General features: G+C 71.6%; 16 protein-coding genes. 8 read left to right on the top strand and 8 right to left on the bottom strand.

The annotated features are described in order from the left end of the window. Positions 1-123 precede the first annotated feature (123 nt). Together NRP21_RS22355 and NRP21_RS22350 are read right to left on the bottom strand one after the other, a co-directional pair. The gene (locus tag NRP21_RS22355; RefSeq protein WP_257718460.1) at positions 124-666 is read right to left on the bottom strand and encodes a DUF4142 domain-containing protein; all 543 of its coding nucleotides are present in this window, start codon (positions 664-666) and stop codon (positions 124-126) included. Positions 667-760: 94 nt separating this feature from the next. Continuing rightward, positions 761-1,234 carry an MmcB family DNA repair protein gene (locus tag NRP21_RS22350; RefSeq protein ID WP_257718459.1) on the bottom strand — a complete coding sequence of 158 codons (474 nt, stop codon included), beginning with the start codon at positions 1,232-1,234 and terminating at the stop codon, positions 761-763. 73 nt (positions 1,235-1,307) lie between these two features. On the opposite strand from NRP21_RS22350, the gene NRP21_RS22345 reads away from it, so the two are divergent. Genes NRP21_RS22345 through NRP21_RS22335 form a run of 3 tightly spaced genes read left to right on the top strand, consistent with a single transcriptional unit; the run spans position 1,308 to position 3,084 of the window. After that, on the top strand, positions 1,308-1,823 hold the full coding sequence (locus NRP21_RS22345; RefSeq protein ID WP_257718458.1) for a YcgN family cysteine cluster protein: 516 nt from the start codon (positions 1,308-1,310) through the stop codon (positions 1,821-1,823). Next, positions 1,820-2,764, top strand: coding sequence for a dihydrodipicolinate synthase family protein (locus NRP21_RS22340; protein WP_257718457.1), 945 nt, complete (start codon positions 1,820-1,822; stop codon positions 2,762-2,764). The genes NRP21_RS22345 and NRP21_RS22340 overlap by 4 nt, the downstream gene beginning before the upstream one ends. A 5-nt stretch (positions 2,765-2,769) precedes the next feature. Then, positions 2,770-3,084 (top strand): cupin domain-containing protein, encoded by a 315-nt coding sequence (locus NRP21_RS22335; protein ID WP_257718456.1) that lies wholly within the window; start codon positions 2,770-2,772, stop codon positions 3,082-3,084. A gap of 3 nt (positions 3,085-3,087) precedes the next feature. Here the strand turns inward: NRP21_RS22335 and NRP21_RS22330 are convergent, their stop codons facing one another. The 3 genes from NRP21_RS22330 to NRP21_RS22320 are packed head-to-tail and all read right to left on the bottom strand — an operon-like array spanning position 3,088 to position 5,223. Then, the gene (locus NRP21_RS22330) at positions 3,088-3,543 is read right to left on the bottom strand and encodes a DUF421 domain-containing protein (RefSeq protein ID WP_257718455.1); all 456 of its coding nucleotides are present in this window, start codon (positions 3,541-3,543) and stop codon (positions 3,088-3,090) included. Next, positions 3,540-4,058, bottom strand: coding sequence for a hypothetical protein (locus tag NRP21_RS22325; RefSeq protein ID WP_257718454.1), 519 nt, complete (start codon positions 4,056-4,058; stop codon positions 3,540-3,542). Before NRP21_RS22325 ends, NRP21_RS22330 begins: the two co-directional genes overlap by 4 nt. A gap of 43 nt (positions 4,059-4,101) precedes the next feature. Next, on the bottom strand, positions 4,102-5,223 hold the full coding sequence (locus NRP21_RS22320) for an acyltransferase family protein (RefSeq protein ID WP_257718453.1): 1,122 nt from the start codon (positions 5,221-5,223) through the stop codon (positions 4,102-4,104). A 76-nt stretch (positions 5,224-5,299) separates the two neighbouring features. Between NRP21_RS22320 and NRP21_RS22315 the strand changes: the two genes are divergently transcribed. The 4 genes from NRP21_RS22315 to NRP21_RS22300 all read left to right on the top strand — a co-directional run bounded on the left by NRP21_RS22315 (position 5,300) and on the right by NRP21_RS22300 (position 11,809). Further along, complete coding sequence (locus NRP21_RS22315) at positions 5,300-6,019, top strand: M48 family metallopeptidase (protein ID WP_257718452.1); 720 nt, start codon at positions 5,300-5,302, stop codon at positions 6,017-6,019. A gap of 61 nt (positions 6,020-6,080) precedes the next feature. Then, the gene (locus tag NRP21_RS22310; RefSeq protein ID WP_257718451.1) at positions 6,081-8,756 is read left to right on the top strand and encodes a hypothetical protein; all 2,676 of its coding nucleotides are present in this window, start codon (positions 6,081-6,083) and stop codon (positions 8,754-8,756) included. Between the two features lie 109 nt (positions 8,757-8,865). Further along, positions 8,866-10,134: a dicarboxylate/amino acid:cation symporter gene (locus tag NRP21_RS22305; protein WP_257718450.1), complete on the top strand. Its 1,269-nt coding sequence runs from the start codon at positions 8,866-8,868 to the stop codon at positions 10,132-10,134. Between the two features lie 85 nt (positions 10,135-10,219). Next, positions 10,220-11,809 carry a Na+/H+ antiporter gene (locus NRP21_RS22300; protein WP_257718449.1) on the top strand — a complete coding sequence of 530 codons (1,590 nt, stop codon included), beginning with the start codon at positions 10,220-10,222 and terminating at the stop codon, positions 11,807-11,809. Between the two features lie 6 nt (positions 11,810-11,815). On the opposite strand, the gene NRP21_RS22295 is transcribed toward NRP21_RS22300, so the two are convergent. From NRP21_RS22295 to NRP21_RS22285, 3 genes are all read right to left on the bottom strand, one after another. Next, a complete protein-coding gene (locus NRP21_RS22295; RefSeq protein WP_257718448.1) occupies positions 11,816-12,796 on the bottom strand; it encodes a Bug family tripartite tricarboxylate transporter substrate binding protein in 981 nt (326 codons plus the stop codon). 71 nt (positions 12,797-12,867) lie between these two features. Continuing rightward, positions 12,868-13,683, bottom strand: a complete 816-nt coding sequence (locus NRP21_RS22290) for an enoyl-CoA hydratase (RefSeq protein WP_257718447.1) — start codon at positions 13,681-13,683, stop codon at positions 12,868-12,870. Between the two features lie 8 nt (positions 13,684-13,691). Then, complete coding sequence (locus NRP21_RS22285; protein ID WP_257718446.1) at positions 13,692-14,903, bottom strand: CaiB/BaiF CoA transferase family protein; 1,212 nt, start codon at positions 14,901-14,903, stop codon at positions 13,692-13,694. Positions 14,904-14,996: 93 nt separating this feature from the next. Here NRP21_RS22285 and NRP21_RS22280 point away from each other — a divergent pair, with 93 nt between their 5' ends. Continuing rightward, positions 14,997-15,671, top strand: coding sequence for a GntR family transcriptional regulator (locus tag NRP21_RS22280; protein WP_257718445.1), 675 nt, complete (start codon positions 14,997-14,999; stop codon positions 15,669-15,671).

Genomic DNA, 15,671 nt, shown 5'->3' with positions numbered 1-15,671 from the left:
CCCGCCCCCTCCCAAAACGCCGCGGCGGCCGACGGCCCGCCCCAGCCCACAACCCCGCGGCGGCCGAAGGGCCGCCCCATTCCAAAAAGCCGCGGCGGCCGCGGGGCCGCCGCGGGGTCGGGCTCAGCGACGACCCATCATCGTGCCGATCAGGATCAGGTGCTCCTTGATCTGGCCGTTGGCCAGAAGGGCGGTGATCTTGTCCGGCGCGGGGGCGGTGCTGTTCATCAGGGCGGTGGTCAGGCTCAGCAGCTCCTGGTGGCCCTGCTCCTGCACCTGCAGGAACATGCGGTCGAACTCGGCGCCGCTGGCGGACTGCAGGCGCTGCAGCATCTGCGCCTTCTCGCCCGTCGGGGCATGGTCGGGGAAGTTGTGGCCGGCCAGCTTCATGGCCTGGGCCACGCCCTCCTGCTCCGTCACCTCGAAATTGGCGAAGCGCTTCACGTCGGGGTTCGTGGCCTTCTCCACGCCGACACGGGCGGTCATGAGGGAGAAGGCGCCGGCCTCATGCGTCCTGAGGGCCAGCTGGTCGGGGGACATGCCTGCCATGCTGGAAGGCGCGGTGCCGGCCCCGGGCGTGGCGCTGCCGGTGGGGGCCTGGGCACGGGCCATGGCGGGAATCAGGGCGGCGCCCGCGAGGGCGAGCGGAATGTGACGACGGAACATGACTGATGCTTCTCCCGGTGGCGCCTCGGGGGTGGCGCCGGGGAAGAACGGCGGAGCCGGAAGAGGGTTCCGACTTATGAAATGTTAAGCCAGCCTACTCGCAGAGCAGCGCGGCCCGCATCTCCTGCGCGCCGACGGGATCGCAGGCCGCGGCCAGGCGCCCGGCCGCCAGCACGGCGTAGCGGTGCATGAGGGATTTCCGCCGCGCGCCTGCCAGGGCCTTGTGCTCGGTGTCCCGCACCATCACCGCGTCGAAGCCGTCGGAGACGATGAGCCCCACCTCCTCCGGGATCAGTTCCTGCGGGAAGTCGATGTCCACGGCGAAGTAGAGCCGGTCGCACCAGTCCCGGTACTCGTGCCACTTGTTGTCCGAGAGGAAGTCGCGCGGGCCGGACTTCACCTCGATCGCGTAGAGGCAGCCCTCTGGCGTCAGGGCCATGATGTCCAGCCGCCGGCCGCAGGGGATGGGCATCTCGGCCAGGGGCGCCCAGCGGTTGCGGGCGCAGAAGCGCATGGCAGCGCGGCAGGTGGTGGCCGTGCGCTCGGGGATGGTCAGGTCCAGCGGCATCGGCCGGATTCACGCCGAGTCGCGGGGCACGTCAAGCTTCCAGTTGGCCCGCATGGGGGTGTAGAGGAGCGCCGTGTCCGATCCCGTCCCCTTCTGGAAGCGCAAGTCCCTCTCCGCCATGACGCGAGCGGAGTGGGAGAGCCTGTGCGATGGCTGCGGCCGCTGCTGCCTGCACAAGATCCGCGACGAGGATACGGAGGAGATCCACTTCACCAACGTGGCCTGCCGGATGCTGGACACCCAGGGCTGCGGCTGCCGCGACTACGTGAACCGCAAGGACCACGTGCCGGACTGCGTGCAGCTGAAGGCGAAGATGCTGCCCGCGCTGGATTGGCTGCCGCCCACCTGCGCCTACCATCTCCTCGCCCGCGGGCAGGACCTGCCGGAATGGCACCCGCTGGTCTCGGGCGATCCGGAGAGCGTCCACCGCGCCGGCATCTCCGTCCGCGGCCGCGTCGTCCCGGAGCGGGAGGCGGGCGCGCTGGAGGATCATGTGGTTGAATGGCCGGGCCGCTGGCCGGCCCGGCCCCGCAAGGGCGGCCGGGTGCCGCGCGCGGCGATGCAGGGACGGGAGAGGAAGACGGGATGACGGGCGCGCTCTATGCCGGGGTGAACGCGGCGCTGATCACGGCGGTGAAGGCGGACCTCTCGCCGGACCACGCCCGCACGGTCCGCTTCGCGAAGTGGCTGCTCTCGCACGGCTGCAACAGCCTCGGCGTGCTCGGCACCACCGGGGAGGCGGCCTCCTTCGGCCTCTCGGAGCGGCGCGGCATCCTGGAAGCATTGGTGGGCGCGGGCGTGCCGGCGGCGCGGCTGATGCCCGGCACGGGCCTGCCCAACATCACCGATACGGTGGAGCTCTCCCGCCACGCGCGAGAGGTGGGCTGCCCCGGCGTGCTCGTCCTGCCGCCCTTCTACTACAAGGCCCCGACAGATGACGGGCTCTTCGCCTACTACTCGGAAGTGATCGAGCGGACCGGCCCTGGCCTCGCCTTTTACCTCTATCACTTTCCCGCCCAGTCGGCCGTGCCGCTCTCCGTGGAGTTGGTTGGCCGCCTGATCGAGGCCTTCCCCGGGGTGGTGCGCGGCATCAAGGACAGCACGGGCGACGCGGCGCAGACCGAGGCCTATATCCGTGCCTTCGCGGCGGGTGGCTTCGAGGTTTATCCGGGCGGGGACAGCCTGTTCCAGCGGATGCTCGGGCTGGGGGCGGCGGGCTGCATCACCGCCGCCACGAACCTGACCTGCGGCTTCGCCCAGACTGTCTATTCGAAGCGAACGGGGCCAGAGGCGGACGCCGCCCAGGCCATGATGAACACCTGCCGCGCGGCGGCCGCCACCGTGCCGCTGATCCCCGGCCTGCGCGAGATCATCGCCCGCAGCACGGGCGACGAGGGCTGGCGCCACATCCGCCCGCCCCACACGCCGCTGACGAGGGAGGAAGGCGACCGCGCCTGGGCCGCCTGGCAGGCCACGGGTGCCCTGCCCCTGCCGGGGCTGGCCGATATCGGCATGGCGCTTGCTGCCTGATCCTCATGTCAGAACCGCTTCGCTGCCGTATCCCCGCCACCGCCACCGTCCAGGCGGATGACGCCACCTCCCGCGTCACTCGGTGGGACTTCCCGCCGGGCGCCGAGACGGGGTGGCACCGCCATGGCTGGGCCTATCTCGTCGTGCCCGTAACGGACGGGACCATGACGCTGGAGGAGCCCGGCGGCGCCACGCGCCAGGCCACGATCACCGCGGGCGTCTCCTACACCCGCCCGCCGGGGGTGGAGCACAACGTGATCAACGAGGGCACGGTGCCCTTCTCCTTCGTGGAGATCGAGTTCAAGGCTCATCCGGGCTGAGGTTCAGCCCCTCGCATCCCGAGCGGGGATGATGCTGATCTCCCCGCCCGTCTCCAGCACGGCGAAGCGCACCTCCCCCAGCTCCGCCAGCCCGTTCTTCCGCGCCGCCTCCATCACCTCGTCCATGCCGACGCGGGCGGCCCGCATCTGCGCCTCGTCCGGCACGCCATTCCGCACCAGCACGGTGGGCACGCCCTCCACCGCGCGCGTGAGGCGCGGCCAGCGGGACTTCGCCCAGGCATAGGTCACGGTCAGCAGCAGCAGCGTCACCACCACCACGAAGGCGCTGGTCATGCTGAAATCCTCGCCCAGCAGGCTCTGCTGGATCATGTCGCCCATGATGAGCAGCACGACGAAGTCCACCGGGCTCATCTCGCCAAGGGTACGGCGGCCGGAGAGGCGGATGAGGACCACCAGCCCCAGCCAGGCCAGGGCGGTGCGGAGGACGGTTTCCGTCACGGCCAGACCACCGCGCTGACCGGCACGGACGCGCGGCCCGGTCGGTAGATGGCGCCGTCCATGCCGAAGCCGCTCGTCCTCGGCGCGGCCCAGAGGCGCAGCACGGCCGGGCGGATGCCCGGATCGTAGAGGAAGTGGCCGCACAGGTCCTCGCCCCGCGCCTCCTCGCGCTCCGGCGCCGGCGCGAAGCGCGAGATGCGCCACTCCTTCAGGAAGGGGCGGTCGAAGCAGAGCACGACCTCCCTCCCCTCCCCCGCCCCCCCATGGGGATCGTCCAGCACCAGGGTGAAGAGGTTCGTGGCGTCGGCGCGCTGGAAGCGGTCGTAGCGCAGGTGGAGGGAGGCGTCCGGGGCGCTTTCCTCGGCTTCGGCGAGCGTCCCATCCCCGAACAGCCCGGCCGCGGCGAGCAGCAGCACGGCGGCCATGCCGGCCCAGGCGATGCGGGAGACGAGCCATATCCGTCGCTGGACATGGGCCTCGGCATCGATCTCCCGGATCGGGGGCGGGGTGTCCATGGTGCGGGCAACGCCGCCCCGCACGCCCCGTTGCAGCGCGGACCTACCGGCCCAGGCGATGCGCCGCGCGCTGCGTCGGGCGTTCCACGCCCAGGTGCAGGATCAGGGCCGCCACGAAGGCCAGGGCGGTGGCGGCGAGGATGGCGGCACCGGGCCCCCAGCCCGCCTCCAGCAGCAGCCGCATCACCGCGAAGCCCGCCACCCCGTGGACGACGTAGAGCGGGTAGCTGATCCGGGCCAGGCCATCGAGCGGCCCCGGCACCCGGCGGATACGGTGCCGCCCGGCAAATAGGGCCGCGAAGAGGCCCAGCGCCGCCGCGTAGGAGAGCAGGCCCGGCACCAATGCCGCCGCCATGCCGCCGATCGCCCACTGCGCGGCGAAGAGGGCCAGCAGGGCCGCCCCGGCCACAAGGCACACCCGCCGCGGCTCCGTGCCCCGGTGCCAGGCGTGGAAGACGGTGCCGACCAGCATGAAGGTGATCATCTGCGCGCTGATCGCCAGCTCCGTCAGCGCCTCCAGCCCCGCGGGCGGCAAGGGGAACGAGGCCACGGCCCCGATCGTCCCGAGCATCACCAGGGATGCCGTGACCAGTGGCGCCACCCGCCCCGCCCGCAGCGCCGGGGCGAGGAGGAGGCAGAGAAGGTAAAAGCGGACCTCCACCTCCAGCGTCCAGACGATGCCGTCGATCGAGGGCAGGCCCAGCAGGTCCCGGACGAAGAGAAGCTGGGTGGCCCATTGCGCCGCGCCGAAGGGCACGGGCTGCCCGAAGTGCCGCGCGCAGGCCCAGACGGCGAGCATGGTGACGGAGAGCCCCGCCGCGTAGGTCGGCAGGATCCGCAGGCCCCGTCCCAGGGCGAAGGCGCCCCGCCCCCGGTCCAGCAGGGAGAAGGGGATGACGAAGCCGCTGATGAGGAAGAACAGCGCCACCCCGAAATGCCCGGCGAAGCCTTCCGGCAACCAGCGGTGGAGCTCCAGCACGGCGGGCGCCGGACCTGTCCAGTTCGGCAAACCGAGGAAGTCCGCGGCCGTGCCCCGGCGGTCCCAGAAGAACTGGGTGTAGTGGCTCAGCAGAACGGAGAGGGCGGCGGGGCCGCGCAGCCCGTGGGCGAAGGCGATCCGCGGCGGGTCGGGGGCCAGAACGCTGTTTCCGTGCTCTTTCTGCACCGCATTCACCACAGGATCATGACCGTCTCTGTCAAGTCGTTGAACAGGACCCCGCCGCGGGTCCATTCTCCCGCCCATGGAACAGAACGAGACCGAGAACGTTCCCCTCCGCGCCCACCCATTGGCCCTTCCCACGCCGACTCCGGTGCGCTGGAACCGCTCGGCCCGGGCGCGGCGGGTCTCGCTGCGGATCGACCCTCGCGCCGGCGAGGTGGTGGTGACCCTTCCGCCACGCTCCGGCCGGAAGGCGGGCATGGCGCTGCTGAACACCCACGCGACCTGGGTGAAGGAGCGCCTGAGCAACCTCTCCCCCGCCGTGCCCTTCAAGGAGGGCGAGCGCATTCCGCTGGGCGGCATCCCCCACGCCATCCGGCACGACCCGACGGCGCGCGGCCCCGCCATCCTGTGGAACGGGGAGATCGTGGTGGCGGGCGACGCCGCCTTTCTCACCCGCCGCGTGGGCGACTTCATGAAAGCGGAGGCGAAGCGCCGCATCGCCGTGCTGGCGGCGGGCCATGCCGCGGCGCTGGGGGTGAGGATCCGCCGCATCACCCTGAAGGACACGCGGTCCCGCTGGGGCAGCTGCGCGCCGGACGGCACGCTCGCCTTCTCCTGGCGCCTGGTGATGGCCCCGGACTGGGTGCTGGACTACGTGGTGGCGCATGAGGTGGCCCATCTGCGGGAGTTGAACCATTCCGACCGCTTCTGGGCCCATGTGTCACGCCTGACGCCGCACCGGGAAGCGGCGCAGGACTGGCTGCGGCGCCACGGGCCCACCCTGCTGCGCGTGGGGTAGGATTCACCCCGGGTTAAGGGCACCGGGGCAGATTAAGGGCGGGCTTCGCGGAGGCCGCCCCGTGTCCCTCTCCGTTGGCGGCGGCAGCGCCGCCTTCTACACGAACCTGCCGAGCGGCTACGCCTCCACGGCTTTGACCGCGGCGGGCGGGTCCGCCTCCGTGTCGGACATCGTGGACATCCGCGTGCCCCTTCCCTCGGGCGGGTTCACCGCGAAGGCTGGGGACAGCCTCTCCGTGCGGGAGCTCTTCGGCTCGCCGGGCGCCGATCTCATGCGGGTCGCCCTGCGGGGAGAGGGCGGGGGAAGGCTGGTCCTGCGCGGCGTGGACGTGACGGACCGCACCGATTTCGACCCGTTGGATTTCAACGAGCTGCAATACGCCGCGGGGGAGGAAGGCAGCGCGCAGGAACTGGTGGTGGTGGCCCGCACCGGCACCAGGGGTGCGGGCGGCCTGTGGTCGGGGATCGCGGACAGCGCGCCGGTGCAGATCACCGCGGCGGTCACGGGCACGCGCTCCCTCTCCGTGCTGGCGGCACTCCGCACCCCGGCGGAGGGCGGGGCGGATGCGGAGTTCGTCACGCTGGCGCAGGACGCCTCGGTCTACGCCGCCTATGGCGGCCGGGCCGCGCCCACCCTCTCGGGCGCGGGCAACCTGTCGCTGAAGGCGGGCGACACCCTGGCGCTGCACGACCTGTTCACCGCCGGAGGCAAGGCCGAGCCCGCGCTGTACCGCGTGGCGCTGCGCGAGGACGCGGGCACCGGCGCCCGGCTGCTGCTGGACGGGCAGGACGTGACCCACCGGGTGGACTTCACGCCGGAGGAGTTCGTGAACCTTCAGTATATGGCGGGCGGGGATGGCAGCGCGGCGGAGATCCTTGTCGTGGCCCGCGCCGCCACGAAAGCGGCGGATGGCCGCTGGACGAGCATCGTGGACAGCCCGGCGGTCGCGATCGCGGCGGCCGTCACCGGCGTGCGCTCCGCCAACGCGGCCCCCGCGCTGCGCACGGCGGTCGATCCCGGGGATGCCGATGCCCGCTTCATGCGGGTGGCGCAGGAGGCGGCGATCTTCACGGGAAGCAAGAGCCGACCGGCCCCCGACATCGGCGCGGCGGGGGACATGACGGTGAAGGCGGGGGACAGTCTCTCGCTGCGCGACCTCTTTCCCGTAGGCAAGGGCACGGAACCGGCCCTCTACCGCGTGGCGCTGCGGGACGATCCGGGCGCAGCGCCCGGCGGCCGGCTGGTGCTGGACGGGAAGGACGTGACGGACCGCACGGACTTCTCCCCGATGGAGTTCCTGGCCCTGCAATACGTGGCCGGCCCGGAGGGCGGGGCGCAGGACATCATGGTGGTGGCGCGCGCGGGCCAGGAGGACGGCAAGGGTGGACTGACCGCGGTCGCGGACAGCACCCCAGCCGTGATCCGCGCGGCGGTGACGGGCGCGCGATCCCTCAACACCGCCGGGGCGCTGCGGACGGCGGTCGATCCCGCGGCGGCGGATGCGGATTTCATGCGGGTGGCCTCCGAGGCGGCGCTGCACGCCCCGCTGGGAAGCCAGGTGGCGCCCGCCCTCGCCACAACCGGCAACTTCACCACCGCGGCGGGCGATGCCTTCGCCCTGCGCGACCTCTTCTCCTCCCCCTACAGCGCGAAGGTGGAGGTGAGCGGCTACCGCGTGGCCCTGCGGGACGAGGACCTGACTTCCGGCGCCAGGCTGATGCTGGATGGGGAGGACGTGACCCGCCGCATCGACTTCACGCCCGCCGAGTTCAACTCCCTCCTCTTCGTCGCCGGCACCGGGGGCAGCTCGCAGGAGCTGCTGGTGGTGGCGCGCGCCACCGATGCCAGGGGAATGAAGGTGGACAGCCGCGCCGTGCAGGTCACGGCGCGCAGCACGGGGGAACGCTCGATCAACGCCCTGCCGGCGCTGCGCGCCGCGCCGGAGGATAGTTATGCGCGCATCGCGTCGGATGCTGCGGTCCATGCTCCGCTGGGCAGCCAGGCAGCCCCGCCCCTCAGGGCCGTGGGCGACTTCACCGCGGCAGCGGGCGACCTCTTCTCCATGAACACGCTGTTCGACACGGCGGGCGGCGTGTTCGATGCGGGCATGACCTATCGCGTGGCGATGCGGGAGGACGTGGCGGGCACCGGCGCTGGCGCGAGGCTGCTGCTGAACGGGGAGGAGGTGACGGGCCGGACGGAGTTCACCGGCGCCGAGTTCTCCGCCCTTCTCTTCCAGGTCGGGCCCGCGGGCAGCGCGCAGGACCTGCTGGTGGTGGCCCGGAGGAGCGACGCCGCCACCCGCCTGGTCATCGACAGCCCCGCGCTGGAGATCACGGCCCGCAGCACCGGCACGCGCTCCATCAACGCCCTGGCGGCGCTTCGGGCCGACGGAACCGGCACGGGATTCGACCGGGTGGTGCGGGACGCCGCGGTGTACCGCACCTCCTCCGCCAAAGCCCTGTCCAGCACGGTCGGCCCGGCCGTGCCGGCCGCCTCCGCGGCGGCCCTGGCGGCGGCGGTAGGCGCCTACCGGGCCACGGGCAGCACCGCCAGCGCCACGAACACGCTGGACCTTTCCGCGCTCTTCGCCGGGGCGGGCGGGGCATCCTCCGCGCAACTGGTCGGCCTGTCCGAACTGATCACCCTGCTCGGTGGCGGCACGGTGGGCGGGGTGCGCAGCACCGGGACGGAGATGGCGAAGCTGACTGCCCTGTCCCTGAGCGCGCGGGCCTGATGCCCGGCCAGTGATAACGGCAACTTAACTGCCCTGTTGCCGCCGATCCATGCACCCTGCCGGCAACGTCCGCCCTGCAGGAGGCACCTTCCCGATGAAGTCGAGCCGGATGACCACTTACATCCTGGTTGCCATGCTGCTGGGGATCGGGATCGGGGCGCTGATCCACAGCGGGGTCGCGGATCCGGCCACGCAGAAGCAGATCGCCGGCTACGTCTCGATCGGCAGCACCGTTTTTCTGCGGCTGATCAAGATGATCATCGCCCCGCTCGTGTTCTCCACCCTCGTCGCGGGGATCGGGCACATGGCGGATGCGGGCACGGTGGGCCGTGTCGGCGCCAAGGCGATGCTGTGGTTCGTCTGCGCCTCCCTCGTCTCACTCACCCTCGGCCTGGTGCTGGTGAACCTGTTCGAGCCGGGGGTGGGCATCCACAAGGTGGCCACCGGCGCCAGCTCCGGCATCAACGCCAATGCCATGTCGATCGCGGGCTTCATCACGCACGTCTTCCCGGATTCCGCCGTCCGCCCCATGGTGGAGAACGAGATCCTGCAGATCGTCGTCTTCTCCCTCTTCTTCGGCGTGGCCTGCGCGTCCATGGGGGAGCGGGCGCGGGCGGTGGTGGAGAGTATCGAGAGCCTCTCCCACATCATTCTGCGCGTGACGGGCTACGTGATGAAGCTGGCGCCGCTGGCCGTGCTCTGCGCGATGACATCGACCATCGCGACCAACGGACTGGGCATCCTGGTGAACTACGCCAAGTTCATGGGCGAGTTCTATTTCGGCCTCGCCTGTCTCTGGCTCGTGCTGGTCCTCGCCGGCTTCCTCATTCTCGGGCCCGCCATCACGCGGCTGGTGGCGCTTGTGCGGGAACCCTTCCTCATCGCCTTCTCCACCGCGAGCTCCGAGGCGGCCTACCCGAAGATGCTGGAGCAGCTGGCGAAGTTCCCGATCTCCCGCAGGATCTCCTCCTTCGTGCTGCCGCTGGGTTACTCCTTCAACCTGGACGGCACGATGATGTACTGCACCTTCGCCGCCGTCTTCATCGCCCAGGCCTACGACATCCCACTGGGCTTCGGCACGCAGGTGGCGATGCTGCTGACGCTGATGCTCACCAGCAAGGGCGTGGCGGGCGTGCCGCGCGCCTCCCTCGTCGTCATCGCCGCCACTCTCTCCCAGTTCAACCTGCCAGAGGAAGGGCTGCTGCTGATCCTCGGCATCGACACCTTCCTCGACATGGGGCGGTCCGCCACCAACGTCATCGGCAACTCGCTCGCCACCGCCGTGGTGGCGAAGTGGGAGGGCCAGCTGGTGGCCGACGCCGAGACGCGGGAGATGATCGAGGAGGTGGAACTGGAGCCGGTCAGGGAAACCGCCTGAGGCGCCGGCGCGGCCCGCCAGGCGAATCATCCCGGCCCGGCCGGCATGGTGCTAGGCTGGCCCGCCTGACCAGCATGGGGAATGCATGTCACCGACCGCGCAATTCGAGTTCATCCTGCTCCTCCTCGTCGCTGTGGTGTGCCTGGAGGCGCTGGCGCGCCTGCTGCGCCTGCCGCCCGCCGCGGCCCTCATACTCGGCGGCGGCGCCCTCACCTTCATCCCCGGCATGCCCGCGCTGAGCCTGGACCCGGAACTGGTCCTGCTGCTCTTCCTGCCGCCGCTGCTGATGGCCAGCGCCTACTTCACCCCCTGGCGGGAGTTCCGGGCGCAGCTCGGCGGCATCCTCGCGCTGGCGGTCGGCGCGGTGGCCTTCACCACCCTCGCCGTCGGACTCGTCGTGCGCTGGGCGGTGCCGGAGCTGCCCTGGGCCGCCTGCTTCGCCCTCGGCGCCGTCGTTTCCCCGCCCGATGCGGTGGCGGCGAAGGCGGTGCTGCAGCGGGTGCGGCTGCCGCGCCGGACGATGATGCTGCTGGAGGGGGAGAGCCTGCTGAACGACGCGGCGGGCATCGTGCTGTTCCGCTTCGCCGTCGCGGCGGCGCTGACCGGCACCTTCAGCCTGTGGGACGCCACGGTCAGCTTCGGTGTCCTCGCCATCGGCGGGATCGTGGCCGGGCTGGCGGTGGGGGCGGCCGGGGTGCGCCTGCTGGGCCTCTTCAAGTCCATGGAGCTGGGCATCATCACCACCCTGCTCATGCCCTGGGCCGCCTATATCCTGGCGGAGGAGCTGCACGCCTCCGGCGTAATCGCCACCGTTGTCGCGGGCATGGTCCTGGGCTGGTACCAGCACGAGATCTTCACGGCGGGCGGGCGCCGCACCGGCACAGCCGTGTGGGAGATCATGACCCACCTTCTGGAGGCGCTGGTCTTCGTCCTCATCGGCCTCTCGCTCCGCGGCGTGCTGCTGCGGCTGGGGGGCGCGGGGGACGCGGCGCAGGACCTGGGTGGGCCGGTGCTGGCCGTGATCGTCGCCGTCATCCTCTCGCGCTTCGCCTTCGTGTTCGGCGCCCGCCTTCTCATGCGCGGGCTGGACCGGCTGCGCGGGCACGAGGCGACGGGGGTGGATGCCCGCGCCTCGGCCGTCATCGGCTGGGCGGGGATGCGCGGGGTGGTCACGCTGGCCGTGGCGCTCTCCGTGCCTGAGGAGATGGCGGGGCGCGACCTGATCCTCGTCAGCGCCTTCGCCGTCATCCTCGTCACCGTGCTCCTCCAGGGCACGACGCTGGGGTGGGTGATCCGGCTGCTCGGCGTCGGCCTGCGGGAGGATGAGGGCGGGGCGCAGCTCACGCGGCACCAGGCCGAGGTGATCCTGGCCGAGACCCAGCTCGCCACGGTGCAGGCGCTGGCCACCGCGCTGGACGGCAGCATCCGCCATCCCCGCCTGCTGGAGCAGTTTGGCTACCGTGCTCGCGCCGCCGCCCGCTTCAGCGAGGCGTCCGAGGATCTGCGGGGCGCGCGGGACGATCATTTCGACGTGGTGCTGGCCGCCGTGGCCGCGGGGCGGGCCGAGGTGCTGCGCCTTCACCGCGCCGGGCGCCTGCACGACGAGGTCCTGCACGCGCTGGAGCACGACCTGGACCTGCAGGAGCTGATGGCTGGGCGACTGCGCGGGGCTTGAGGCCCCCTAGTCCGGCCTCGCGCCCGTGGCCTTCACGATGGGCGCCCACTTCGCCGTCTCCTCCCGGATGAAGCGGGCCAGGTCCTCGGGCGAGCTGGGCAGGGGCTCCACCCCCTGCCCTTCCAGCGAGGCAGAGACCTGCGGATCGGCCAGGGCCTCCCGCATCACGGCGTTCATCTTCGCCACGATCTCGGGCGAAAGGCCCTTCGGCCCCATCAGCGCGTACCAGTTCTGCACCTCGTAGCCCGGCAGGGTCTCCGCCACCGCGGGCGTATCCGGCAGGGCGCGGATGCGCTTCGCCGTGGGAACGGCAAGAAGCCGTAGCCGCCCGGATTGCACCTGCGGCAGGGCCGTGGGCGCGGTGGAGAAGGCGTAGTCCACCTTGCCGCCCATCAGGTCCGTCATCATCGGCCCGCCGCCGCGATAGGGGACATGGACGGTCTTGGCCCCGGTCATCTGGTCCATCAGCGCCCCGGCGAGGTGCCCCGCGCCGCCGACGCCGGAGGAGCCGTAGGTGATGGTGTCCGGCTGCGCCTTCGCCGCCGCGATCAGCTCCGCCACGCTCTTCCAGGGGCGGTTTGCCGGCACGACCAGCACGTTCAGCACGTTCCCCGCCATGGCAACGGGGGTGAGGTCCGCCTGGGGATCGAAGTTCAGGTTGGTGTAGAGGCTTGGGTTGATGGCCAGGGCGCCGATCGTGCCCATCAGGAAGGTGCTGCCATCGGGCGGCGCGTGCACGACGAGGTCGGTGGCGAGGTTCCCGCCCGCGCCGGGGCGGTTGTCGATCACCACGGGCTGGCCGAGCAGTGCGGTGAGCTTGGGCTGCATCACCCGCGTGCTGATGTCGGTGGCGCCGCCGGCGGCGAAGCCAACCACGATGCGGATGGGCTTGGTCGGCCAGGATTCCTGGGCGGCGGCGCGGATGGCCGGGAGGGACAGGGCGCAGCCCGCCATCCCGGCGCCCAGCAGGGCGCGACGGTGGATCATCTCGGACACTCCTCCTGCGGCACCCCGGGGCCCGTCTGTCGCGGGTCTCTCCGGGGGCCGGATCGTCGGGTTTAGCGGCCTTTGAACTGCGGCGGCCGCTTCTCCATGAAAGCGCGGCGGCCCTCGATGTAGTCCTCGCTGGCGAAGCACCCGGCCACCAGGCGATCGCAGAGCGCCTCGTCCGGCTCGGCCTTCAGCGCCTCGCCGACGATGGCCTTCACGGAGCCGACCGTCAGCGGCGCGTTGCCGGCGATGGTGCCGGCATAGTCGTTGATCGTGGCCTCCAGCGCGTCATCGGCCACCACGCGGTTCACCAGCCCCATGATCCGGGCGTCTTCGGCGCTGAAGCGCTTGGCGGTGAAGAACAGCTCCTTCGCGAAGGAGGGGCCGACAAGGTGCACCAGCCGGCGGATGCCCTTCAGCGGGTAGCCGAGGCCGAGCTTGGCGGCGGGGATGCCGAAGGAGGACTTCTCCGTGCAGATCCGCAGGTCGCAGCACACGGCCAGGGCGGAGCCACCGCCGATGCAGTGGCCGCGGATGGCCGCGATGGTCGGCTTCGGGAAGTCCGAGAGGGCGTCGTAGACCTTCGCCGTCTGCGCCTGGTAGGCGTCCACCGCCTCCTTGCTGCTGCGCTCGCTCTCGAACTTCGAGATGTCGGCGCCGGAGACGAAGGCCTTGCCGCCCGCGCCCGTCACCACCACCACGCGGACCTCCGGGTCCGCCTGGAAGTCGGCCAGGATCTTCTCCGCCGCCTCCCACATCTCCATAGAGACGGCGTTGTGGCGCTCCGGGTTGTTGAAGATCATCCAGCCGACGCCGCCCTCCTTGCGGGAGAGCATCTTGTCGGTGCCGAGAGCCGGGTTCGGCGGGGGAAGCGCGTCGGGCATGTCTGGTCCTAGATCACCTGGCGGGACTTGAGGCCCGCGACCTCGTCCTCGGGGAAGCCCGCCTCGGCCATGATCTCGGCCGAGTGCTCGCCGATGGCGGGCGGGTGGCTGACGATCCGGCTAGGCGTGCGGGAGAGGGTGAAGGGCTGGGCGACGTAGGTCTGGCTCTTCGTCCCGTCATCCAGCGTGGTCGCGATGCCCAGGTGCTTCACCTGCGGGTCCGCGAACATCTGGTCGATGGAGTAGATCGGCCCCGCGGGCACGCCAGCCTCGTTCAGCGCGGTCACCCACTCCTCGCTCGTGCGCTCGGCGATCTTCGCGTCGATCAGGGCGTTCAGCGCATCGCGGTTGTCGGACCGCGAGCCCGCATCCTTGAAGCGCGGGTCCTCCAGCCATTCCGGCGCGCCGGCGGCGATGGCGAAGCGCTTCCAGATGGCGTTGCCGGTGGCGGCGATGTTGATGTGCCCGTCCTTCGTCTTGAAGACGCCGGTGGGGATGCTGGTCGGGTGATTGTTGCCGGCCTGCTTCGGCACCTCGCCGGCCTGCAGCCAGCGGGCGGCCTGGAAGTCCAGCATGAAGGCCTGGGCCTGCAGCAGCGAGGTCTGCACCCACTGCCCCTTGCCCGACACCTCGCGCTCCAGCAGCGCCACCATGATGCCCTGGGCTGCGAAGAGGCCTGCGCAAAGGTCGGCGATGGGAATGCCCACGCGCACCGGACCCTGTCCGGGCAGGCCGGTGATGGACATCAGCCCGCCCATGCCCTGCGCGATCTGGTCGAAGCCCGGGCGGCCGGCATAGGGGCCGTCCTGTCCGAAGCCGGAGATGGAGGCGTAGACGAGGCGCGGGTTCACCTTCGCCAGGTCCTCGTAGCCGATGCCCAGCCGGTCCTTCACGTCCGGGCGGAAGTTCTCCACCACCACGTCGGCCTCGGCGGCGAGCTTCTTCAGGATCGCCACGCCCTCGGGCGACTTCAGGTTCAGCGTCAGGCCGCGCTTGTTGCGGTGCAGGTTCTGGAAGTCCGGGCCGCCGCGGGGGCCGCCCATCGGATCGCCCTGGTCCAGCCCCTCCGGCATCTCGATCTTGATGACCTTCGCGCCCCAGTCCGCGAGCTGGCGCACGCAGGTGGGGCCGGAGCGGACGCGGGTCAGGTCCAGCACCGTGAAGCGGGAGAGGGCGCCGGCAGCGGTCCCCGTCTCGGCAGGGTTCGGGGCATCGAGCATGGCGGTTCCTCCTTGATGCTCAGGCTGGGCTAGGCGGGCAGCCCTGTCAACAGCCTGTTGACAGGATGCGCGGCACCGTGATGCCCTGTCCTCATGGACCTACCACCACCACCGGCCCCGCTCTCGGAGCGCGCGCGCACCGCGCTGGAGGAACTGATCCTCTCCGGCGAGCTGGCGCCGGGGGCGCGGCTGAACGAGGTGGCGCTGGCCGCGCGCCTCGGCCTTTCCCGCGGGCCGCTGCGCGAGGCGCTGCGCGGGCTGGAGCGGGAGGGGCTGGTGGCCGCCGGCCCCGCCGGCCAGGGGATGAGCGTGCGGCGGCTGGAGCCCGAGGAACTCGCCGAACTCTACGACATGCGCGCCATGCTCCAGGGCTTCATCCTCGGCCGCATCGCGGAGCGGGCGGCGGCGGGCACCCTGCCGCCGGGCACGATGGAGGGACTGCGGGCCGAGGTGGCGGCCATGGGGGCGGAGGCCGCCGCGGGCGATGCCGCCGGCTACTACGCCCGGAACCTCGCCTTCCATGAGGCGCTGCTGGAGGCCGCCGGGCACCGCCGCGCCGCCGCCCTCTATAGTTCCCTGCTGAAGGAGAGCCATCTGGCCCGTCAGCGCTCCCTTGCCCGGCCCGCGGCGATGCTGGAGAGCAATGCGGAGCACGCCGCGATGCTGGAGGCGGCCGCGGCCGGCGATGCCCCGCGTGCCCGCGCCCTGGGAGAGGCGCACGTGGCCGGGGGTGGCAAGCGGCGCTGGCTGGAAACCCTGGGCGGCTGA

The sequence above is a fragment of the Roseomonas populi genome (genome assembly GCF_024594815.1).
Taxonomy (GTDB): Bacteria; Pseudomonadota; Alphaproteobacteria; order Acetobacterales; family Acetobacteraceae; genus Roseomonas; species Roseomonas populi.
Note: the sequence above shows the minus strand (reverse complement) of the source record. Positions and strands in the feature narration are given on the sequence as shown.